This window comes from Euzebyella marina (genome assembly GCF_003687485.1).
In the GTDB taxonomy this organism is placed as follows: domain Bacteria; phylum Bacteroidota; class Bacteroidia; order Flavobacteriales; family Flavobacteriaceae; genus Euzebyella; species Euzebyella marina.
This window is the reverse complement of sequence record NZ_CP032050.1, coordinates 4,597,923-4,620,793: the sequence shown is the minus strand read 5'-3', so window position 1 is coordinate 4,620,793 and position 22,871 is coordinate 4,597,923. Positions and strand designations below refer to the sequence as shown.

Annotated in this window: 18 protein-coding genes; 14 read left to right on the top strand and 4 right to left on the bottom strand. The window is 40.3% G+C overall.

The features are described 5' to 3' along the window. Nucleotides 1-135: 135 nt before the first annotated feature. The 4 genes from D1013_RS19865 to D1013_RS19850 all read left to right on the top strand — a co-directional run bounded on the left by D1013_RS19865 (nucleotide 136) and on the right by D1013_RS19850 (nucleotide 6,597). Complete coding sequence (locus D1013_RS19865) at nucleotides 136-2,922, top strand: TonB-dependent receptor (RefSeq protein WP_121850480.1); 2,787 nt, start codon at nucleotides 136-138, stop codon at nucleotides 2,920-2,922. A 9-nt stretch (nucleotides 2,923-2,931) separates the two neighbouring features. Continuing rightward, nucleotides 2,932-4,551: an SGNH/GDSL hydrolase family protein gene (locus tag D1013_RS19860; RefSeq protein ID WP_121850824.1), complete on the top strand. Its 1,620-nt coding sequence runs from the start codon at nucleotides 2,932-2,934 to the stop codon at nucleotides 4,549-4,551. A gap of 181 nt (nucleotides 4,552-4,732) precedes the next feature. Further along, a complete protein-coding gene (gene atpD / locus D1013_RS19855) occupies nucleotides 4,733-6,241 on the top strand; it encodes a F0F1 ATP synthase subunit beta (protein ID WP_121850479.1) in 1,509 nt (502 codons plus the stop codon). A 77-nt stretch (nucleotides 6,242-6,318) separates the two neighbouring features. Further along, nucleotides 6,319-6,597, top strand: a complete 279-nt coding sequence (locus D1013_RS19850) for a FoF1 ATP synthase subunit delta/epsilon (protein WP_121850478.1) — start codon at nucleotides 6,319-6,321, stop codon at nucleotides 6,595-6,597. Between the two features lie 97 nt (nucleotides 6,598-6,694). On the opposite strand, the gene D1013_RS20445 is transcribed toward D1013_RS19850, so the two are convergent. The 3 genes from D1013_RS20445 to D1013_RS19835 all read right to left on the bottom strand — a co-directional run bounded on the left by D1013_RS20445 (nucleotide 6,695) and on the right by D1013_RS19835 (nucleotide 10,470). Next, nucleotides 6,695-8,023 carry a GAF domain-containing sensor histidine kinase gene (locus D1013_RS20445; RefSeq protein WP_162987956.1) on the bottom strand — a complete coding sequence of 443 codons (1,329 nt, stop codon included), beginning with the start codon at nucleotides 8,021-8,023 and terminating at the stop codon, nucleotides 6,695-6,697. 117 nt (nucleotides 8,024-8,140) lie between these two features. Continuing rightward, nucleotides 8,141-8,680: a GNAT family N-acetyltransferase gene (locus D1013_RS19840; protein WP_121850477.1), complete on the bottom strand. Its 540-nt coding sequence runs from the start codon at nucleotides 8,678-8,680 to the stop codon at nucleotides 8,141-8,143. Continuing rightward, nucleotides 8,668-10,470 carry a M61 family metallopeptidase gene (locus D1013_RS19835; RefSeq protein WP_121850476.1) on the bottom strand — a complete coding sequence of 601 codons (1,803 nt, stop codon included), beginning with the start codon at nucleotides 10,468-10,470 and terminating at the stop codon, nucleotides 8,668-8,670. The genes D1013_RS19840 and D1013_RS19835 overlap by 13 nt, the downstream gene beginning before the upstream one ends. Before the next feature lie 125 nt (nucleotides 10,471-10,595). Between D1013_RS19835 and D1013_RS19830 the strand changes: the two genes are divergently transcribed. The 6 genes from D1013_RS19830 to bioD all read left to right on the top strand — a co-directional run bounded on the left by D1013_RS19830 (nucleotide 10,596) and on the right by bioD (nucleotide 16,604). Then, nucleotides 10,596-11,177, top strand: a complete 582-nt coding sequence (locus tag D1013_RS19830; protein ID WP_121850475.1) for a DUF3575 domain-containing protein — start codon at nucleotides 10,596-10,598, stop codon at nucleotides 11,175-11,177. A 9-nt stretch (nucleotides 11,178-11,186) separates the two neighbouring features. Continuing rightward, nucleotides 11,187-11,753: a hypothetical protein gene (locus tag D1013_RS19825; protein ID WP_121850474.1), complete on the top strand. Its 567-nt coding sequence runs from the start codon at nucleotides 11,187-11,189 to the stop codon at nucleotides 11,751-11,753. Between the two features lie 100 nt (nucleotides 11,754-11,853). Further along, a complete protein-coding gene (locus tag D1013_RS19820) occupies nucleotides 11,854-14,418 on the top strand; it encodes a toxin-antitoxin system YwqK family antitoxin (protein WP_121850473.1) in 2,565 nt (854 codons plus the stop codon). A gap of 21 nt (nucleotides 14,419-14,439) precedes the next feature. Next, nucleotides 14,440-15,600 (top strand): aminotransferase class I/II-fold pyridoxal phosphate-dependent enzyme, encoded by a 1,161-nt coding sequence (locus D1013_RS19815; protein WP_121850472.1) that lies wholly within the window; start codon nucleotides 14,440-14,442, stop codon nucleotides 15,598-15,600. Next, the gene (locus tag D1013_RS19810) at nucleotides 15,601-15,990 is read left to right on the top strand and encodes a putative signal transducing protein (RefSeq protein WP_121850471.1); all 390 of its coding nucleotides are present in this window, start codon (nucleotides 15,601-15,603) and stop codon (nucleotides 15,988-15,990) included. After that, the gene (gene bioD, locus D1013_RS19805; protein ID WP_121850470.1) at nucleotides 15,987-16,604 is read left to right on the top strand and encodes a dethiobiotin synthase; all 618 of its coding nucleotides are present in this window, start codon (nucleotides 15,987-15,989) and stop codon (nucleotides 16,602-16,604) included. The genes D1013_RS19810 and bioD overlap by 4 nt, the downstream gene beginning before the upstream one ends. On the opposite strand, the gene D1013_RS19800 is transcribed toward bioD, so the two are convergent. Further along, on the bottom strand, nucleotides 16,601-18,205 hold the full coding sequence (locus D1013_RS19800; protein ID WP_121850469.1) for a glycosyltransferase family 39 protein: 1,605 nt from the start codon (nucleotides 18,203-18,205) through the stop codon (nucleotides 16,601-16,603). The genes bioD and D1013_RS19800 overlap by 4 nt on opposite strands. Before the next feature lie 75 nt (nucleotides 18,206-18,280). On the opposite strand from D1013_RS19800, the gene bioA reads away from it, so the two are divergent. The 4 genes from bioA (at nucleotide 18,281) to D1013_RS19780 (ending at nucleotide 22,867) form a co-directional block, all read left to right on the top strand. Further along, nucleotides 18,281-19,582, top strand: a complete 1,302-nt coding sequence (bioA, locus tag D1013_RS19795; RefSeq protein ID WP_225621389.1) for an adenosylmethionine--8-amino-7-oxononanoate transaminase — start codon at nucleotides 18,281-18,283, stop codon at nucleotides 19,580-19,582. An 11-nt stretch (nucleotides 19,583-19,593) separates the two neighbouring features. Continuing rightward, entirely contained in the window at nucleotides 19,594-20,760 is a 1,167-nt protein-coding gene (locus D1013_RS19790; RefSeq protein ID WP_121850468.1) for a beta-ketoacyl synthase N-terminal-like domain-containing protein, read from the top strand. Nucleotides 20,761-20,833: 73 nt separating this feature from the next. Next, nucleotides 20,834-21,928, top strand: coding sequence for a biotin synthase BioB (gene bioB / locus D1013_RS19785; protein ID WP_121850467.1), 1,095 nt, complete (start codon nucleotides 20,834-20,836; stop codon nucleotides 21,926-21,928). A gap of 78 nt (nucleotides 21,929-22,006) precedes the next feature. Then, nucleotides 22,007-22,867 carry a cupin-like domain-containing protein gene (locus D1013_RS19780; RefSeq protein ID WP_225621390.1) on the top strand — a complete coding sequence of 287 codons (861 nt, stop codon included), beginning with the start codon at nucleotides 22,007-22,009 and terminating at the stop codon, nucleotides 22,865-22,867. Nucleotides 22,868-22,871: the final 4 nt, after the last annotated feature.

The following is a 22,871-nucleotide window of genomic DNA, read 5'->3' as shown; positions in this document are numbered from 1 at the left end:
ATTGGGTTTTCTTAATATTTGCACGTTCTGATTGAGAAAAATATATTATGCGCGCATAATTTTTTTCAAATTAGTATTTTTGGAGTGAAAAAAAATGTAACTTGCCTATACGAACCTATTTAACTTAAACTTAACATGAAAAGAGTACTATTTTTGGCATTGCTGTTTTTTGGTGGATTTGCTATCGCCCAAACGACGGTAAACGGGAAAGTGGTAGATCAGAACAATGAGCCCATACCTGGTGCGAATATCGTGATTACTGGAAAAGCGATTGGGGCAACAGCGAACTTCGATGGGGATTTTACTCTTGAAACTTCTGAAGTCCCCCCCTTTCAGTTAACTATTACCAGTATCGGTTATGCTTCCGCAACCGAGGAAGTAACCTCAAACAACCAAACACTTACAATTGTACTTTCTGAAACCCAAACTTTTTTGGATGAGGTGGTCATTTCGGCATCTAGAACTCCGGAACGTATCTTTGAATCACCAGTTACCGTTGAACGTTTTGGTTTACAGGAAATTAGGAATACGGCATCCGCGGATTTTTATGACGGACTAGAAAATCTTAAAGGGGTTGATGTCAACACCAACAGTTTAACCTTTAAAAGTGTCAATACTAGGGGTTTTGCCACCTTTGCAAACACGCGCTTCATGCAGTTGGTAGATGGAATGGATAACTCAACACCTGCCTTGAACTTTCCTATAGGTAACTTGGTCGGTATGATTGAGACCGATGTACAAAGTGTTGAACTTTTGCCAGGGGCATCTTCTGCGCTTTATGGGGCCAACGCCTTTAACGGAATTCTTTTTATGAGAAGTAAAAATCCATTCGACCACCAAGGGTTGAGTGGTTATATTAAAAGAGGTATCACTTCTCAAGAAGCCGCAGGCGATAATCCGTACACCGATTTTGGTATCAGGGCCGCCCATAAGTTTAGTGAGAAGTTTGCCGGTAAAGTGAACTTCGGATACTTGAAAGGCACCGACTGGGCCGCCACCAGTGAAGTGGACAAAACTCGCGTTGGAGGTACAAGGTCCGATCTTAACTATGATGGTATCAACGTTTATGGGGATGAGGTTTCCGCCGATATCAAAGATGTAGCGGTAACATTGGAGGGTTTAGGCTTATTGCCAGCTGGCGCTAATGCTTTGGTTCCATCCCAAGAAGTAAGTAGAACGGGTTACAATGAAAGATACCTTACTAATTACAACGCAGAAAGTGTTAAGGCGGATTGGGGTCTTTATTACCGGCCTTGGGAGAACGATTTTGAAATTGCTTATGTGGGTAAGGTAGGTACAGGATCAACCATTTATCAAGGTACCAACCGCTATAACATCAATAACTTCTTTCAAGAACAGCATAAAATAGAATTTCGAAACGATAATTTCTTTCTAAGAGGTTATATGGTGGCCGATAAGGCTGGTGATTCTTATGACATGGTATTTACGGGAATAAATATCAATAGGGCTTGGAAAGATGACCAAACTTGGTTCGGAGAGTATACTGGGGCCTATGTACAAGCGACTTTGGCAGGAGCTACGAATGAGCAAGCTCATGCGGCGGCAAGGGCCCAAGCCGAATCTGGTCGATTTGAACCGGGTACACCAGAATTTGAAGCGGCCTTTAACAGAAGTATCAATGATCCTAATTTGTCTACCGGATCTCAATTTAGAGATGCTTCCAAATATTATCATGTAGATGGTAATTATAATTTCAGCCATTTGGTAGATTTTGCCGAAATTCAGGTCGGTGGTTCGTTTAGAAGATATGGCCTAAACTCGTTCGGCACCATTTATACAGACTATGATGGAACTATCGATTATTCGGAATTTGGACTGTATACCCAAGTTCAAAAAACAATCGACTTCAACGAAGGCATGAACCTAAAACTAACGGGTTCTGTGCGCTATGATAAATCGGAGTTTTTTGATGGTTTCTTCTCCCCGAGGTTATCCGCAGGTTTGACGTTGAACAGAGACCACAATATTCGTGCGTCTGTACAGACCGGCTTCAGAAATCCGACTACACAAGACCTTTTTATCGGTCTTGATGCCGGTCGGGCAATTCTTGTAGGTTCGGCACCTGATAACTTAGATAGGTATTCAAGAAGTTTCGAAGTCAGTGGTGCAGCTCAACAGAATTTTCAGCAGCCCGCTGCCATTACTCAAACCGGTAAAGCGGCTTATGAGAATTCATATTCCTTAAGCTCTGTGCAAAGACTTGGGGTTACTGGCAATCCGGCCGATTTGGTCATAGCCAACCCAGAAGTGGTGAAGCCTGAGCAGGTAACCTCGGTAGAGGTAGGTTACCGTGGTAAAATAGATAAGTTAGTCATTGATTTTAGTGCTTATTATAACAACTACAAAGACTTTATTTCGCAAGAGGTGGTAATAGCACCTTATTACGGAACGGTCGGAGACGGTTCTCTTTCTGTGGCGGCCATAGTCAATGATGATTTTCAAGCATACAGCGCTTATACCAATTCAGATGTTGATATATCTTCTTACGGAGCTTCCATTGGTTTAACGGCTTCATTGTTTGGAGGGTATGATTTAAGTGGAAGTTATACCTATGCCAAGCAAGATTTTGATCAAGAGGCGAATCCTGATTTTATGAGCAACTTCAATACGCCTGAGCACAAGTTCAAGGCCTCGTTGGGCAATACCGATGTGTTCAAAAATTTTGGGTTCAATCTTGCCTATCGTTTTAGTGATGATTATTTCTGGGAGGCAACTTTTGGTAATGGCGTCGTGCCCGAATTTCATGTATTGGACGCTCAGATAAGCTACAAAGTGCCAAAAATTAAATCATCTTTTAAGGCTGGTGCTACCAACTTGCTGGGCGATGAATACTTTACCGCTTTTGGTACCGGATTTATCGGATCGATGTATTATGTTTCTTGGACAATCAACAACCTATAATAGAATATGATGATGAAAACTAGATATATTGCATTAATGGCCATGTCATTGGTCTTTGTTGCTTGTAATACTGAAGAGGATTTTGACCGCACCGAAGAGGTGGCAGAAATACCCGAACTCACAGCTGGGTCGGCAGACTTTTCAACTTATGTTTCTTTAGGAAATTCCCTTACGGCAGGTTATACCGATAACGCACTTTTTATTGCAGGTCAAGAAAATTCAATGCCAAATCTACTTGCGGCCAAATTTTCTTTGGTAGGAGGCGGAGCGTTTACCCAGCCATTGGCGAACGATAATATTGGCGGTCTGTTGGTAGGCGGTGCTCAATTAGAAGGTTTTAAGCCGAGGTTGGTTTTCGGTGGTGCCGGACCGGTTGATTTAGAGGAAGTAGTCGGACCTATAAGTCCTACGACCGATATAGTACTGAACAATCCATCGGGGCCATTTAATAATTTAGGAGTTCCTGGAGCTAAGAGTTTTCATCTTTTGGCACCGGGGTATGGAAATATTGCTAATCTTGAGGCTCAATTAGCGAACCCTTTTTTTGTTAGAATGACGGGCAGTACGCCCGATGCAAGAATTTTAGAGCTTGCGTTGGCACAGTCCCCTACTTTTTTCACCCTCTGGGCAGGTAATAATGATGTGCTCGGGTATGCCACCTCTGGTGGTGACGGTACCAACCCGATTACTGATCAAGCCACTTTTGATGTGGCCATCAGTACGTTGGTCACTAGTTTGACTGGCAATGGTGCAAAAGGAGTAATGGCCAACATACCTTATGTGACTTCCATACCTCATTTTACGACCGTACCTCATAATCCATTAGATCCTACAAACCCGGATTTCGGACCTCAGATTCCTACATTGAATACTATTTTTGGTACGCTCAATCAAATCTATACGGCACTGGGAGAAACTGATAGAATTGTAACATTTTCCGAAACAGAAGCCAGTGCGGTGGTCATTTTAGATGAAAACTTAACCGATTTGTCGGCTCAAATTGCCGGAGCATTAAATGCAAACCCTGGTTTTCCTTTGTTCGTTCAACAATTCGGTCTTCCTTCAGAGGCGGCGCCTATTGTAGCTAATCTTTTAGGGGTTACTTACGGGCAGACCAGACAAGCAACCGAAGAAGACCTTTTGGTGTTACCTAGTAGTAAGATCATCGGAACGGTGAATACAGACTCGGTTGCCTTTCTAATGTCTCAAGGATTGCCAATGGAAATTGCCGGCCAGTTTTCTGTTGAAGGTATTAGTATGCCTTTGGCCGATAAGTGGGTTTTGACCCCTGAAGAGCAAGCTGAAATTAGCACGGCAATAGATAATTTTAATGCTACGATTGCTGCAGCTGCCTCAGGTGCCGGCTTGGCTTTCGTTGATGCAAACGCTATTATGCAAGACTTGGCAAATGGCGGCGTCACCGATGGTGATTTCACTTTATCTGCCAATTTAGTAACAGGGGGCGCCTTTTCACTTGATGGTGTTCACCCTACCGCTAGAGGTTATGCCCTGTTGGCAAATGAGTTTATGAAAGCTATCGACGCCACTTATGAATCGAACTTTGAGGCTTCCGGAAGTCTATACAATATAGGAGATTTCCCAACCAATTATTCACCTAGTTTGCGATAGGTAAGTGTGAGAAAATCAACAAAAAACGGTGCTATTGTAAGGTGCCGTTTTTTGTGTTTAAAAAAGAACAAAAAGTAGTTTTTAGTTAAAATTGAAAAAGCTACCTTTGCACCCTGAAAAACACAGGTGAAAAAAACTGTCTATCAATAGTTAATCAATTGAATTTTTAAACGAAAAGGTAATGTCTAAAGTTACAGGTAAAGTTTCGCAGATTATTGGGCCGGTTGTGGATGTTGAATTCCAATCAGGTGATGTCCTTCCTAAAATCTACGATTCATTGGAAATCACCAATAAGGATGGTTCTAAGTTGGTGCTAGAGGTTCAATCTCACGTAGGTGAAAATACGGTAAGAACTATCTCTATGGATTCAACCGATGGTCTAAGCCGCGGAACTGATGTATTGGCGACCGGTAATGCCATTCAAATGCCGATCGGTGATGATGTTTATGGCCGTTTGTTCAATGTAATTGGTGATGCTATCGATGGCTTGGGCAACTTGCCAAAAGCTGGAGAGAAGGGGCTTCCTATCCACAGAGAAGCACCTAAATTCGAAGATTTATCTACTTCTACAGAAGTTCTTTATACTGGTATTAAAGTAATCGACCTTATCGAGCCTTATGCTAAAGGTGGTAAAATTGGTCTTTTCGGTGGTGCTGGTGTCGGTAAGACCGTTTTGATTCAAGAATTGATTAACAATATCGCCAAGGGCCATGGTGGTCTTTCCGTATTTGCAGGGGTAGGTGAAAGAACCCGTGAGGGTAATGACTTGCTTCGTGAGATGTTGGAGTCCGGTATTATTAAATACGGTGAAGATTTCATGCACAGTATGGAAGATGGCGGATGGGATTTGACCAAGGTAGATAAAGCTGCAATGAAAGAATCAAAGGCAACTTTCGTATTCGGTCAGATGAACGAACCACCAGGGGCACGTGCTCGTGTGGCTCTTTCAGGCTTGACAATAGCTGAGTATTTCCGTGATGGTGCTGGAGACGGGCAAGGTAAAGATGTTCTTTTCTTCGTTGATAATATTTTCCGTTTTACCCAAGCAGGTTCTGAGGTATCGGCTCTTTTAGGTCGTATGCCATCAGCGGTGGGTTACCAGCCTACATTGGCTACCGAAATGGGTGCTATGCAAGAGCGTATTACCTCAACCAAAAGAGGTTCTATTACATCTGTACAGGCGGTATATGTACCTGCGGATGACCTTACGGATCCTGCTCCTGCAACAACGTTTGCTCACTTGGATGCTACAACCGTATTGTCTCGTAAGATTGCTGAGTTAGGTATTTATCCTGCAGTGGATCCATTGGATTCTACTTCTAGGATTCTTACTGCCGAAATCTTAGGAGAAGACCACTACAACTGTGCACAGCGCGTAAAAGAGCTTTTACAGAGATATAAAGAATTACAAGATATCATTGCCATCTTGGGTATGGAAGAATTGTCTGAGGAAGACAAATTGGCCGTAGGTCGTGCAAGACGTGTTCAGCGTTTCCTTTCTCAACCATTCCACGTAGCTGAGCAATTTACAGGTATTCCAGGTGTTTTGGTTGATATTAAAGAAACTATCAAAGGCTTTAATATGATTATGGACGGTGAATTGGATCATCTTCCAGAATCGGCTTTCAACCTAAAAGGAACCATTGAAGAAGCAATGGAGGCTGGTGAGAGAATGTTGGCAGAAGCGTAAATAGTTATAAGTTAATAGTTCAAGGTTTAGGTACTTTGGCTTTTGACTTAAAGCTTAGAACTTATAACTAATAAGAGATGTATTTAGAAATCGTATCACCAGAAGCAACCCTTTTTTCAGGAGAAGTTACCTCGGTAACCGTACCCGGTGTAAATGGAGAGTTTCAGATGTTAAATAATCACGAACCGATTATTTCATTGTTGCAAGAAGGTAATGTGAAAGTAGATGGCAATGTTGTCGTCGATGAAGAACATGCTTCTAAATTCTCTAAAGATTCAGATGGTAAGACCCTTTTGCACATAAAAAGTGGTACCGTCGAAATGAAGGACAATAAAGTGATAGTTCTGGCAGATTAATTATAATTGCCAAATAATTTTAAAGCCCAAAAGTTATCTTTTGGGCTTTTTTGGTTCACTTTATTTAGGTAATAGAATATAATTAACTGCGAAAAACCTAAAAATCCTGTTTTTTGGGTATGAAGATTTCAAAAGTTACCCCTTGACCCAAGGTGCTTTTGGCCCGAATATGGCCATGATGGTTTTGAACTATTTTTTTAACAATGGCCAAGCCGATACCCGTACCCTCATATTGCTTGCGGTCATGAAGTCTATGGAATATTTTAAAGATCTGTTCGGCATATTTTTGATCAAAGCCTATTCCGTTATCTTTTAAGGTTAAAAGGCTATATGATCGTTCTTGGTTAAGGGGTAAGCCTTTAATATCTACTGGCATTGCCTCCTGTAATTCAATATCGATAACCGAAGGCATATCTTTTTTTGAGAACTTTAGAGAATTGATAATAAGATTAACGAACAACTGCTTGAATTGTGAAGGTATCACTTCTGCCTTACACGAACCTTTTAGATTTAAATTCGCTTTTTTATCGTGAAGTTCTTCTCTAAGGTTTTCACTTACCTCTTTGATCAAGGTTTCGAATTTGGTTTCTATAAACAGTTGACCTGACTTTTCCGCACGGGAATATGATAATAAATCTTGAATCAAGGTCTGCATTCTATTAGCGGCCAATTGCATTCTATTGAACCTATAAATACCTTTTTCTGAAAGGTTCTTATGTTCGGTTGCCAAAATTTGCGATACGAAAGTCTGTATTTTGCGCAAGGGTTCTTGCATGTCATGGCTCGAAATGTAGGCGAACGATTGAAGTTCGGCATTCATCTTTTCAAGCTCTTCATTTTGGGCTTTAAGCTCTTGGGTGCGCATCTTCACCTTATTTTCCAAATCTTTGGAGAGCAGTGTTAGTTCGTTGTTTCTCTTTTCCAGTTCTAGCCTGCTTTTTCTTAGTTCGAGCAGATTCATTACCTGTTCGGCCAAAATGTTCAAGGCTTCAATTTGGCTTTGACTAAGCGAATGGGGTTTATGGTCGATTACACATAGGGTTCCTAATGGTAACCCTAAAGAATCTTTTAGCGGTACCCCCGCATAAAAAATAACATTGGGGTCTCCCGTTACCAAAGGGTTATCAAAAAACCGTTCGTCTTCACGGGAGTCATTCACCATAAATACCCTATCTTTATGATGAATGGCATGGCTGCAAAAGGCTTGTTCTTTGGGGGTTTGCCTAACGTTCAAACCATGGTTCGATTTAAACCATTGCCTGTGGTCATCTAAAAGGGTAATCAGAGAAATAGGTGTTTGGCAAATTTCAGCAGCCAGTTTGGTCAGATTATCATAATCTTTTTCCGGTAAGGTGTCTAAAATGGAATAGGAATTTAAAAGCTCTAGCCGTTCAGCTTCCTTCTCATGTTCTGGGGCTACTTTCATATTTGACAATAACTCTTTTTCAGGGGAATTCTAATTGTTTAAAGTTATTATGGTCTACAATATAGAGATTTACAATATTATTTCCATAGAAAGTAAAATTTGAAAGCCCGATTTGAATTACTTCAATTGAATGATTTTCCAAAATGTGCTTCCAGACCAATAACCCGTTAAGTCGGTAAAACCTATCGCTTGATGGGCCGCTAGAGACCTCTTGTTTTCAGCATCAACTTCGGTAACGATAGATGAAAACTCGGGGAAAACGGTAGTTTTCATAGTTTGGTATAATTGCCTGAACACGCCTTTTCTTCTAAATTGTTTATCTATACAAATCTGTCCCATAGCTATAAAATCAGTAAGTTCTAACTTTTCTATTTCATTGAACATGGGTACAAGCACCTCAATCTGGTTGCCAAACTTGGGGTGCATGCTGAGCGCGTAGGCTATTACTTGATCATTAGCAATGGCTATAATGTGGGGGCAGGCTTCGTTCATTTTCTTTAAAATCTCAAAGGTGTGAACAACCGTAACAAATCCTTCTTTGCTTTTTTCTTCCTCAGTCAGGGCGCTAGGTAGATTTTTTTGCTGCAGCGATAATATTTGCTGTAACTCACTATCTGAGCTACAACTTTTGTAAGTAATTAAATTTACTTGCTCCACAGCCAATTTTCTCTTTTTTTAAGTTGCTTTTTCGATGGTTTTTGACCCTTTTTTTCAAAGGTGTAAAGGGAATACGATGGGTCGGCTTCTAAAGTTACTTGTGTACTTTTCTGAATCCCGAATCTCTCAAAGGTTATATTTAACTGATCGCCAATTTTAAGACCACCTATGAATTCGGTAAACTGTTGACCGTTCGGGAAGTTTTCACCATTTATTTGGGTGATGATATCACCTTCCTCCAGTTCGGCTCTATAAGCGGGAGAACCTATTTTGGGTGTCGAACTGATTTCGCCATTACCATCGCCATTAAGACTTACATTGACCCCAAAATGAGGTCGCGATTTTGATTGTTCCAATATTACGCCCACCGTTTCAAGCAGTGATCGGTAATCGGGCATTTGGCTGTCGAATATGTACTTGTCGAAAAATTGGTCGGCGAAATTTTCACCTGCGTACACTTGAAGTCCTTCACGTAGGTTATGCAATGTGTACGGCTTTTCAGGTTTACCCATCGTTGACCACATGTGTTTCATATAATCATCTAGAGTGAGATCGTTTTCGCGCAGTGATAGGTCTAATGCAAGGCCGAGAATGCTTCCGTAAGAATAGTACGAAATGAAAGTGTTGCCTCTGTTGACAGGGTCTACCGAAGTGGCCGCATCAACAAAGGGGGCTTGGTAGCTCATTTCAACTGGATTGAAAAATTGACGACCCGGAGAGTTCCACACATAATTGAACGTTCCCGTTATGCCTTCTATGTATTCATCTGCCGATAATATTCCCGCCCTGCATAGGCTTAAACCGGTATAATAGCTGGTGAATCCTTCTGCAAACCAAAGTTCTCCGCTCATATTGGCCTCTTCAAAATCAAAAGGCTCCAATGCTTTGGGTCGTAACCTTTCTACATTCCAGGCATGAAAGAACTCGTGCGAAACCGTGCCGATATTGCCTTTCATTCCCCCGTCGGCCAAAGCCGTGGTGCTAGTTAAAATGGTCGAATTACGGTGTTCCATACCATCACCTGAAGCATTTGGTATGTAACAAGCCAAAAAAGTGTAACGGCCGTAATCGAATTTAGGTAACTCGCCGTATACTTTTTCTTCAGCAATTACCACACTTTTTACCTGCTCGAAATATTGATCTAGTTCTTCTTCACTTCCGTTGTGATGAAGCACCAATTGAATGGTCTGTTCATTGTTATTGGGCCCCACTTTAAATTCCCTAACGGAATAGTTGCTTATTTCTACAGGGCTATCCATAAAATAATATAGGTTCGGTGCACTATAGGTGGTTCCTGACACTAAGGGTAACTGTGTGGCCACCTTCCACCCAAGGTCTTCCCGAACATTGAAATCAACCTCTATTTTTCTTTCTTTGAGGCCTGGGGCAAACATAAAAGTGGCGGGTATATTCAAATGTGAATGGGTTTCATCAACTTGCGAATACGTGCCGTCTCCTCTATTCGCAAATAGAGTGTATTGAATATTGATTGTGCCATCATGGCCGCTAACCAACCACTGATAAGGGTCGGGCCGGATAACCGTTAATTCTTTTCCCGAACTGTCGGTGGCTTTAAAGCCATATACATTTTTGGCGAATTCGTGCAGGGCATATCGGCCCGGAGATGTTCGGCTCATTCTTAGGGAAAGGGTGTCGTTTTCTAAGTTTGTAAATTTTGCCTGAATAGTCGCTTCATGGTGTACCGCATTTTCAAAAGAAATAGTGTAAGTGTTGGTCTGTGCAGAAACAAAGGCGGAAGCAAACAGTATCAGAAGAAGATTCAAATTCATTTGAATATTTTTAGAGCTAATATAGGGTTAATAGAGTGCATACACTAAATTTGTTGTACGCTTTAATCCATTTTAAAAGCACCCGATTCGTCGGTTATTTAAACACTTTTCTATCGATTGGGTTCATGGTAAGAACTTTAGTTCAAATTCTCGTTTTCTTTTTCTCCTTATCCGTTGTAGCACAAAATGAATCGGTTTCTGAAAACCTTAATAATCAGATTTCCACTAATCTAGTTTTGCCGATAACGGGTAGTTTTGATTTGAGCTATGAACGTATTGTGGCCAATAAATGGGCTGTAGGAATAGGTGCTGCTCTCTATGGCGAAGGTTTCCAAAATTTAAGTACTTACGACTCTTATTACGAGCGCATAACAAATTACGAGATTACCCCTTTTGTAAGAATCTATTTTAATGGGTCACAAAAGAGAAGTCATTTTCTAGAGGTGTTTGGGTCTTTAAGTCAGGTAGAAGAATCTGGTAGGTATTTAAGGCATGTGAATCAAGAGGGTTATGGTGTTTATTCTGTCGGTTCAAAAAGCTTTTCGGTCGGCGGGTTAGGAGTTGGTTACGGATATCGCTTTTTGTTTTACCGGAGAAAAGTAGTGTTAGAAGCGCAGATAGGATTACGAACCAATTTTGACGTAGATTTCGTGTTCTTGAATGCTGCTTTTGTACGAACCGGAATTAAAATAGGATATCGTTTTTAGGTTGTAATTATGAGGCTTTTCAAATTTTTTCTATCTCTTTTCTCATCATTGTTGTTCTTGGGTTGCTTGTCAACAGATGATGATGAATATAGGCCTATCTGGTTAACGGCACAAAATGCTTTTGACTTTCCTTTGCAAAATGAGTTTTCGGTTGGCGATACACTTTATGTTGAACAATATTTTAGTAGATATCTACCGGAAGAAGGCTACGAAGAGCTGTTAGATGTTTATGAAACTACTAAAGATGAGGAGTTTGGCTATAGCTTTCAAATAGAAAAATATTCAAATCTTTCGCAAGACTACAATTGGGTTAATCTCGACCCTCAGTTTATTTTAGGCAACAAAGATGATGGGGGCTATAATTCTCTAGAAATTTTGGCATTACTCAATTCTTCAAGAGATGCGTACGAATCAAGATTCGGAATTGTTTTGGCTGAAGCTGGTAGCTTCAGGCTCAATCTAAGCCATGTTATCTTTCATAATGGTTATAATCAGGCCAACGAAATCTATCTTGATATTCGCCATGAATTTTCAAATGAAGAAGAAGCGCTGTGGGAGTTTACCGTTACTGAATAATCCAATCAAAAGTGCCTTTTGAGTGAAAATCCCTGAAAAAAGGGGTAGGTAAGAATTATTGCAGATTTAATTTTGTTCCAACAAAAGAAAAATACGCATTATGATTACAACCATTAAAAAGTGCTTCTCATTATTCATTCTCTTTTTATCGATTTATTCGAGCTACGCTCAAAATGATACTATCTATTACAGTGAGAACTGGAAGTTGGTTCAGCAGAAAGACAGTGCTTCTTTCTATCGCTTGCCAGTTACCAAAAAAGGTGACTTGTACCACATACAAGATTTCTTTATTTCAGGGAAAAAGCAAATGAAGGGCTTTTCACAATCGCCAACTAAAGAAGTATGGCAGGGTAAGGTGGTTTGGTTTAATGAAGATGGTTCTATCAAACAAGAAGGCAACTACGCCAATGGCTATCTAGATGGAGATTTTGTTACTTTTCTTAATAAGAACAAGTTGGTTGCAAAATATAAAAACGGAAAATTTATCTCGGGTGAGAGAAATACCGGTTATGGCAATAGTATGTTCTACATGCAAAAAGTAGGGGATACCATTCGTGAAATTATTTACCAAGATGATATAGATGGTATTAGGCAAGAGCGGGTAGGTACCAATAAAAAATATGAGCTCTATAGTAAATACTATGGGCAGGGGGGTGAATTTCTTGGAGAAAAACAACCAGGTTCTGATGGTTACACGAAGGGTGTTGAAGTAATGTATGTATACGATCCCATGAGGGTCAAAAGTATCACCTATTACAGTAGGGGCAAGGTCTTAGGGCAGACAGATTTTTACCCTAATGGTCAGGTTCGAGCTGAATTTCTTCAAGAACCGAAATTGGCCCATGTCTATTATACGCCCAAAGGTGAAGAAATGGGAAGGGTAGAATACAAAATCGATAATTATGGTATTTTACCAAAAGAGGGTGTGGTTTTCAGGTTCGGGTATGGTGTGCATAAGAACGATTACGCCGATGAATACCGCGTAGAAAGAAAAACGGTTTATGAAAATGGTAAGGTACAAGAAGACGCAACCTATTATGAAAACGATAAACTAAGGTCGCTTACCAAATATGAAGAAGGCAAAAAGACGCTTCAAATAAGTTATTCCGAAGACGGCACTGAATTGGCCCGAATGGAATATGAAAATTACAGTCCGTTTAATGGTACTGAAATAAGAGAGACGGGTCGAGCCACCTATGCTAATGGCAAGCTGATCAAAGAAGAGGTTTATTTCCCGAAAACCGAAATGGTTCAAGTCTCTAAAACTCCTGAAAAGGAAGTTTATTTTGACAGTAAGGGAGATGAGCTAGGTACGCTAACTATGGAAAATAGTGCTTCTTATCCAAAACCATGGAAGGGTAAAAGATTTCGCTATGATTATTATGATGGTACGGTAAGTTCTATAGAAGAGTATGAAGAAGGCGCCATTGTGCAAAAAACTTCTTGGAGAAAACGAAAAATAAGCGAAGAAAATTCTGATACGTTTAAAAGAATAGAGAAATATGATGCCTCTGGTTTTAATAAAATAAATGAGATTCTTTTCTATAGTAACGGACACAAGCAAAGTGATATCACCTATAGAAATTACAAAGAGTTAAAAGGTGTCTATTATGATAAAGACGGCAAAATCATGGGCGAGTATGATTTTGAGAAAAAAGATGGCGCTAGATATCAGTTTTTTGGTGATTCAGATGAAGTTCAAGAATATGAGTTGACCAGCAATGGTAAACAGTTGGCCTTCAAAAAATATGATTATGGTAATAATGTCTCTTATGGCAGTATAGACCCAGTTCTAGTTGAAGATTTTGATATTACTTGTTGCGCCTCTTATTATGATAGGGAGGGGAACTTGCTGGCAGAGATACAGTTCAAAGATGAGAAACCCTGGAGCGGTGATTTGTACGACCCTGCGACAAAAGAATTATATCAAATTCAAAAAGGTAAGAAAACGGGTTGTTATAAAAAGTTCGATTACAACAAGAATGTAATTGCCGAGGGCTCTTTTGTTGATAATAAAAAAGAGGGTGTTTTCAAGACGTATACTTATGACGGAATGGTGGTTTCAAAGGAAAACTATGCCAATGACCACCTAAATGGTAAAGCCTTTTATTACAACAATGAAGGGGATGAGATCGCTCAAATGGAGTATAAAGAAGGTAAGCCGATGAATGGCATGCGCACGGTATCGGTCAATTATAAAAATGAAAAATCTTTACAGACCTACAAAAATGGGCAACTCATCAAAGAAGAAATTAAAACGGATGATACCTTATTGGTCAAGACGTATTTGAACGAACAAAATGTTGAATGCAAAAGCTATTATCAAGATTCTGACCAAGTAAAATATCAATATCAGATGTTCGAGGGATATCTGAGTGGTGTAGTGGTCAAGTTCGATAAAAATGGTATTGAATTAGCTCAGGCTAATTTTGAAAGGGGTGAGCTGCAAAATGGGGTTGTTTATCTAAATAAAGGATACGGCGGTCAGAATATGAGTTATTATTCCGTCTCTAAGACCGAAAGCGAATTGATTGTCAATATTTATGGAGAAGATAATCAAGTACTTTTTACCTCTGAGGAAAACCTCTTTTTAGGTGAGCACACTTTTTTCACCAAAAGCCTGGGTCTTGAACTAGACTTTTTCAGTGAAAAAGATTTGTTTTAAGAAAGGTTATATTTTTGGTCTGTGAAAAGTTTACCATCAAAATTGCAGCGCAAACTACTGTTGAGAAAAGAACAGGGGTCTCTTCGCCAGTTACCTTTTTCCGATGACTCCTTGATAGATTTTTCATCGAACGATTATCTGGGTCTGGCCAGTAATTTTGAGCTTTTTGATGCGGTCGGTCAATTTTTGGCAGGCAATTATATAAACAGTAACGGCGCTACGGGTTCAAGACTCATTTCTGGTAACCATCCTCTTCATAATGAAGTAGAGAAAATGTTGGCAAACTTTCATCAAGTAGAGGCAGCATTGCTTTTCAATTCAGGGTATGATGCCAATTTAGGATTTTTTGCTTCCGTACCGCAAAGAGGCGATTTAGTGCTGTATGATGAGTTCAGTCATGCCAGTATACGAGACGGTATCACTTTAGGAAATGCCAAAGCTCAGAAGTTTGCCCACAACAATCTAAATGACCTGTCTGTAAAACTTGATAAATTAAAACGAACAGTGCCCAGCGATGCAGAGGTTTATGTCGTTACAGAATCTGTCTTTTCTATGGACGGAGACTCGCCTGATTTAGAGGCAATGGTCCATTTTTGTAAAAAATACGACTTAAGGCTGGTAATCGACGAAGCCCACGCTCTCGGCGTTTACGGAGGTAATGGCGCTGGCTTGGTACAGTGTTTAGGCTTGCACGAAAAGGTGTTTGCACGGATAATGACTTTTGGCAAAGCCCTTGGTTGTCATGGTGCCGCTATATTGGGCAGTACAGAACTAAAGCAATATTTGGTGAATTTTGCCCGTAGCTTTATCTATACTACAGGTATGCCACCCCATTCATTGGCCACTATTCTCATTGCTTATCGCTTTATGAGTCAACCGGTTGGTGATATTTTAAGGTTGCGGAATAACATTGAATTTTTTAAACTTGAAATAAAAAGATTAGGTGCTGATGACCGTTTTATAGATAGCGATTCGGCAGTTCACTGTTTTTTGGTAGGTGATATCAAGAAAGCCAAAGAACTGTCAGGCGCTATGAAAAAGTTGGGTTTTGATATTAGGGCTATTCTTTCACCAACGGTGCCCGAGGGGCAAGAGCGATTAAGAATTTGTTTGCATAGCTACAATACCGAAGACCAAATTAAAACGATGCTTGAAAATCTGGTCGACCTATTTAAAAATTGAATGGCACAAAAATTTTTCACTGTTGCTTCTTTCGAGTTTCCGGCAGATGTTCAGATTTTAAAAAGTAAGTTAGAATCTGAGGGTATTCCTGTTTTTCTGCGAGATGAAAACACCTTGAATTCCGACCCCATCATTAGCAATGCGATAGGGGGTGTAAAATTGCAGGTGTACAGTGAAGATAAAGAGTCGGCTTTAGAAATTTACGACCAAATTAGGGCTTTCGCCATTGATGATTTGGGTAACCCTCGAACTTGCCCTAACTGTAAAGCGCAAAAATCAGAGGTTTACTACGATAGAAAGGGCGTTTTAAATAAACTTTTCCCGTTTTTTGAGAAAAGAAAATACAAATGCCTAAATTGTGGCATGATCACAAACCCAAGAGTAGTATGACACAATTTTTCGTAACTGGAATTTCTACGGAAGTAGGCAAAACAATTGCTTCTGCAATCATAGCAGAAGCCATGGAAGCAGATTATTGGAAACCCGTTCAAGCAGGTGAACTTGATAATACCGACAGTGACAAGGTCAAATCGTTGGTGTCTAACGGTAAAACGGTTATTCATAAAAGCAGTTACGAATTAAAAGAACCTATGAGCCCTCATGCAGCGGCTGAAAACGAAGGTGTCTTAATCGATAGGGAACATATAAACGAGCCCAAGACCGATAACCATCTTGTGATAGAAGGCTGTGGGGGCATCTTAGTGCCTTTTAATAGCAGCGATACGGTACTCGATATAATTATGCCTACTTATAAGGTAATTGTGGTGTCAAGACATTATTTGGGTAGTATCAACCACACTCTGTTGACCATTAATTGGCTGTCTCAAAAGGGCTATGATGTTTCCGTATTATTTAGTGGTAATGCCAACCCTCAGACCGAGAACATAATTCTTCATAAAACGGGCGTTTCAATGATCGGTCGAATAGACGAGGAGGAATCTTTCGATAAAGCAGTCATTAAAAAATACGCTGAAAAATTCAAACCTATTCTAGAAACCCTCTAATTTTCAATATAAGTAAGAACCAATTCGGTATCACCGATGTTGAAGGCCAATAGATTTTTTCTTCCTTCTAAATTGTTTTTGTTGAAAATGTAGTAGCCTGGTATTAGACATTGTTGAGTTTTTATAAGGGGTTTTTGCCGCCATAGTTCAAGGTAAGCGCCTGTTTCATAAAACCGAAAGGGTATTTGACAATGGGTTCGTGTATCTTCTTGAGAGAAAACATAAAGCGGTTCTTCGCCTATCAGGTTTTCAATTTCTACCGCATACTTTTTTTGAACGGCACTTGATGAATTTAATGCTTTTAGTGGAAGGGCAACGTGATCAAAAATTAATCTTCCCACAATTAAAAAACATATAATGCCCAAGTGTTTGCCGTAGTCTGTGGTTTTATATGTCATCCACAACAAAGCACCGAGAAATAGTATAAACAAGGGAGTCCATCTTATATTTGGTATTTGCTCAAAGTACGGTAGAAACGGAATTGCAATACAGCATGCTATGGCAAGGCCCATGAGTATCTTGAAGAGCAGGTGCATCAGCTTCATTTTATTGAGTTGGTTATACGCTAGGTAGGTAAGTAGAGTGATAAGCAAAGGGAAAAACATGTAAGTATATCGAATCCGTGCTCCTGGAGATACCCAATAAACCATAAAATTGGCAGTAAAGGCAATTAAAACAAAGGATAGGTACGGGTGCTTGAGTATTTTCTGAATGAATTCTTTCCGCCAGAGAAATATAAAAAGCGTTGCCGGAAAGAGAACCGCCAAAAAATTCATGGGAAAGAAAAAGAGATGGCCTATAAGCTCAAGAAAATCCCTTTCAAGTAGCGTTCGTTGACTGGTGAGTCCCCACATATCAGAAAGGTAGGTCGTTAAATCTTCATGTAGGCTGTACCAATAAAAATAGAGCCCGACGGCTATTGCCGAGAGAAGTATAGAAGTAAAATGAGCTGGTGAAAAAAGTATTTTTAAATTTTTCTGTTGGTATAAATAGAAAAATAATGTGATGAAAAGAAAGGCGAAAGACGCGAAACCTTTGGTGAAAAAGGCTAGGGTAATAAAAAAGTACGCACCGCCAAATAATAGAAATAGCCGCTTTTTTTGGTAAAAATGAAATATGCTGAATATCGAAAGTACTACCAGTAACGAATAAAAAAGGTCAATTTCGGCGGTAACGGAAAAATAAAAATAGATGTCGGCACATACTAAATAGTACAAGCTACTCAACAAGGCGAACTTTTGGCCTATATATTTCCTGTTCATCCAATATAGTAACAGTCCGGTAAGTATCAGTGATACGGCCGCGGGCAATCTCAATGCAAATGCATTGCCACCGAAAAGCTTAATGCTTCCGGCAAGTATGATGTTCCACAATGGAGGGTGGTCGTAAAAGGTTTCATTGAAAATTGAGGTAACCACATAATTATTGTTGAAGAGCATTTCCATGGCTACAATGGCTCTTCTGGGTTCCTCGGTATGTATAGGTGGTACGCCGAGGTTATAGAATAGAGAAATGATATATAGCGAAAAAATGCCTATTGATAACCATTGAAGGCTTTTCGGGTTGTCAAGCTTTGAAGAATTTCTATCAATAGCATTCATGGTTTTGGTAGGTTTTCAAAGTCAAAGATGCCCAAAATCTTTATATAGAAGTCAATTATTCCTCATCTTTGCAAGATGGATAATGATTTTGATTTAGGTACGATGATATCCGAAGGTATTTCCGAAAGGGATAAAAAGCACATCTGGCATCCTCTCACACAGCATAAATTACACCCTACGATGTTGGGTATAAAGAAGGCCAAAGGGGCTCTTCTTTACGACGAGTCGGGAAAGGAATATATTGATGGCATCGCTTCATGGTATACTTGTATGTACGGTCACTGCAATGATTATATACTTGACAAGGTGCATCAACAAATGCAAAAACTGGATCAAGTGGTCTTTAGTGGATTTACCCACGAACCTGCAGTGCGCCTTTCAGAAGAGCTTATAGATATTTTACCTGGTAATCAGCAAAAGCTATTCTTTTCGGATAATGGCTCTACAGCCACTGAAATCGGGATAAAGATGGCTTTGCAATATCACTTTAATAGAGGTGAGAAGCGTCCTGTTCTGGTAGCTTTTGAAGAAGGTTTTCATGGTGACACTTTTGGGGCCATGTCCGTTTCTGGTTTATCTGTGTACAATGGTCCGTTTGAAGATTTTTTTATAAGTGTGGAGCGGTTACCGGTGCCCAACGAAAAAAACATCGAGCATCTATTAAAATTTCTGGAGACTAGATTAGCAAAGGGCGATATAGCTGGTTTTATATACGAGCCTTTGGTGCAAGGGGCCGCTGCCATGAAAATGCACGATGCCAAGCACCTTGATAGGATACTAGGTTTATTGAAAAAGAATGGGGTTTTGGCTATTGCCGATGAAGTGATGACGGGTTTCGGCAAAACAGGCTCTTTTTTTGCTTCAGACCGCATGCTTAACAAACCGGATATTATCTGCATGTCGAAAGCGTTGACAGCGGGTTTAATGCCCATGGCTGTCACAAGTTGTACCCAAGACGTGTATGATGCTTTTTATAGTGATGATATCGGTAAAGGGCTGTTTCATGGGCATACTTATACAGCCAATCCATTGGCGTGTACAGCAGCTTTGGCAGGAATAGAGTTGTTGAAATCGAATGAGATACAAGAGAGTATTCATCGGATTACGGAAGCCCATAAAAGTTTTGATAAAGAGATAAAAAACCATTCAAAAGTAGCTTCGACTCGTCAATGCGGAATTATTTATGCACTTGATCTCGATGTAAAAATGGAACGCTACGGAAATCTAAGGGATCAACTTTTCAAACATTTTATGGATAATGGTGTGTTTTTACGACCATTGGGCAGTACCATTTATATTTCTGCCCCCTTTACCATTTCAGACAAACAACTTCATAAGATTTACGACACTATTAAATCGGCCCTAGAGGCACTTTAATCATTATTTTAGTGAAAGAACCAATCTCTATCACCGCGGTTTCTTCAATTTCTCCATTGGGCAGTAGCCAAGAAGAAATATGGCAAGCATACCTTTCGCCCGACCATTATTTATCTAAAAGAAAGTTCAATGAAAGATGGGAGTGGGTTTCAGCTATTTCTGAAGAAAACCAAAGAGGCATTGAAAAGGTTCGTCATTCCGACCCAAAATATAAGAATCTTGACAAAACCGTGCTTTATGCTTTGTTTGCATCTAGAAATGCCGTTGCCGATGCAGGATGGACCATAAACGACGACTTCGGAATAAATATCGGATCATCGCGCGGGGCTACCGAACTTTTTGAAACCTATCACGAAGAATTTTTGGCGCAGGGTAAAAGTTCCACATTATCCTCACCGACCACTACATTAGGAAATATTTCATCTTGGTTGGCACATGACCTAAAAACACATGGCCCAGAAATTTCGCATTCCATTACTTGTTCCACAGGTTTGCATGCCGTTCTTAACGGTGTAGCTTGGCTGCAAAGCGGTATGGCCGATAAGTTTTTGGTAGGTGGTAGTGAGGCACCATTGACACCTTTTACCATTTCTCAAATGAAAGCGCTAAAGGTTTATTCTAGAATAGGGTTGGATGAGGAGGTTGCCTTTCCTTGCTTGGCATTGGATATGCATAAGACCCAAAACACGATGGTGCTTGGTGAAGGAGCTTCGGTAGCATGTCTAGAGGTTGGGCAAAAGAAAAATGCCATGGCCTTGATTTCCGGAGTGGGTTACGCTACCGAACCGTTAAAACATAATATTTCTATTTCTACGGATGCACTTTGCTTTCAGCGTTCGATGAAAATGGCCTTGGGGGGTATTTCACCCGATGAGGTAGACGTAGTGGTGATGCATGCGCCCGGTACGATAAAGGGCGATTCTTCTGAACTATTGGCAATAGAGAAGGTATTTGGAAATAAGATTCCGCTGATGACTTCCAATAAATGGAAATTGGGGCATACGTTTGCCAGTTCGGGGCTTTTAAGTATGGAGTTGGCTGTATTGATGCTTCAAAAACAAAAATTTATATCAACTCCCTTCAAAAACAACACTGATTTAAAGGAAATAAAGAAGGTTCTGGTAAATGCCGTTGGTTTCGGAGGTAATGCTGTCAGCGTTTTGTTGACCTTGCCATAGAACAACATTTGAAAGGCATTTTTGTAATTTCAATTTTTTAAAGGTTATTTTTGACCCAGATTTAGATATGAGTATGAGCGAACAAAAGCACGATTGGACCAAGCAGGAAATTCTAGAAATTTATAATAAGCCCCTAATGGAACTGCTTTATGAAGCAGCCACCGTTCATAGAAAGTTTCATGACCCCAATACGGTTCAAGTGTCTACGCTATTGTCTATAAAGACTGGCGGATGCCCTGAAGACTGTGGTTATTGCCCGCAAGCGGCGCGCTACCACACAGATATTGAAGGTAACGACCTAATGCAGGTTTCTCACGTAAAGGCACAAGCTTTACGTGCCAAAGCTTCCGGTAGCTCTCGTGTATGTATGGGTGCTGCTTGGCGTAATGTTAAAGATGGGCCGGAGTTCGATCAGGTTTTAGAAATGGTTCGCACCATTAATAAATTGGATATGGAGGTTTGCTGTACATTGGGCATGTTGACCGAAAATCAGGCACAGCGTTTGGCAGAGGCAGGTCTTTACGCTTACAACCATAATTTAGACACTTCTGAAGATTATTATAAAGATGTTATTTCTACAAGGGCATTTGAAGACCGATTAGATACCATTGATAATGTTCGCAAGAGTAATGTAACCGTTTGTAGTGGCGGTATAATTGGTATGGGCGAGGCTATCGAAGACCGTGCAGGTATGCTCGTGGCTTTGGCCACCCTTAATCCTCAGCCTGAGTCGGTACCGATCAATGCATTGGTAGCGGTCGAAGGTACACCAATGGAAGATATGGAGCCTATTTCTATTTGGGAAATGGTTCGTATGGTCGCTACTACCCGAATAGTTATGCCCGAAACACAAGTACGGCTTTCTGCTGGCCGTACGCAAATGAGTAGAGAGGGGCAGGCCATGTGTTTCTTTGCCGGAGCCAATTCTATATTTGCAGGCGATAAATTATTGACGACTCCCAACCCCGATGTGAATGAAGATATGGAAATGTTCAAGCTTCTCGGTTTGAATCCGCAAAAGCCATTTACAAAAGTGTCACAACCAAAAACGGTAGAAGCTTCAGAGTCGCAATTCAAAGATTTGGGCGAGAAGCCAAAGTGGACGAGGCCCGGGCATTCCATCGCTAGAAACGAAGAGGCAAAAGCAAAGTCTAAGCTCGTCGAATAGGCCAATATTAGTTTTGTTTTAAGAAAATCTTTACAAAAGGTTAATTAAATTTGGTCTTTAAATTCAACCTATATAGTATTGAAATTAGAAGCTATTCCACGGGTAAGTTCCATTACTAAGGAAGATTTCTTAGAGCACTATTTCAAGCCACAGAAGCCAGTAGTTATTGAAAGTGCAGTTGGGCATTGGCCGGCCATTAAAAAATGGAACTTGGCCTATATGCAACAGGTTGCCGGTGAGAAGACCGTACCCTTGTACGATGATAGGCCCGTTAATCATGAAGATGGGTTTAATGAGCCCCACGCCGAAATGAAAATGGCGGAATATATCGATTTGCTCAAAAGGGAACCCACCAAATACCGAATCTTTCTTTGGAATATTTTAAAGGAAGTGCCCCTACTTCAAAAAGATTATGACTTTCCTGATTTCGGGTTAAGACTGCAGAAAAGATTACCCATGTTGTTTTTTGGTGGGCGCGATTCGTACACTTTCATGCACTATGATATCGATATGGCAAATATTTTTCATTTTCATTTCGATGGAAAAAAAGATGTTATACTATTTCCGCAATCGGAAACCAAATACTTGTACAAGGTTCCACACTCGTTGATTACTCATGAAAGCATCGATTTCTCGGCCCCGGATTATAAAAAATGGCCGGCTCTAGAAAAGGTCTTGGGTTATAGAACCGAGCTTCAGCATGGTGAGGTGCTGTATATGCCCGAAGGTTACTGGCACTATATGAAATATATAACTCCAGGATTTTCAATGAGTCTAAGGTCGTGGCCAAAAAACCCGAAGAATTTCGTGCATGCCATCTATAATATTTTGGTTATGCGTAGTTTTGATGTGGCCATGCGCCGGCTTAAGGGCCAAAAATGGATAGATTATAAAAACAGTCAGGCAATCGAACGCACTAAGCGGGCGGTATTGGTTTGATCTT